Source organism: Tamlana crocina, assembly GCF_012037625.1.
This window is the reverse complement of record NZ_JAAVJS010000613.1, coordinates 1-332: the sequence shown is the minus strand read 5'-3', so window position 1 is coordinate 332 and position 332 is coordinate 1. Positions and strand designations below refer to the sequence as shown.

The 332-nt window shown below is 40.1% G+C and carries 1 protein-coding gene; it reads left to right on the top strand.

Annotated features, from left to right (window positions below; all coding sequences use genetic code 11):
- Positions 1 to 332 (top strand): cell division protein FtsX (locus HC176_RS18270; RefSeq protein ID WP_342448723.1); only part of this gene is annotated, 332 nt, incomplete at both ends.

Below are 332 nucleotides of genomic sequence, written 5' to 3'. Positions count from 1 at the left end.
GATCGACCAGATCGCCGAAGAGCTTACCGCCAAAAGTTTTGTAGATGAAGTGGTTTATGACAAGCCGCTTATTTCCCTTTTGAATGAGAACGTAACAAAAATAAGTTTTTGGATCCTGGTGATTAGTGCCATTTTCACTTTTATAGCAGAGTTGTTGATCAATAGCTCTATACGCTTATCGGTTTATTCCAAGAGATTTACCATTAAGACCATGCAAATGGTGGGGGCTACAAAAAGGTTTATTAGAAGGCCTTTTGTGTGGCAAAGCGTAAAGTTGGGAATGATAGGAGCTGTACTGGCATTAGTGGGAATGGGTCTTGTGCTTTACTATA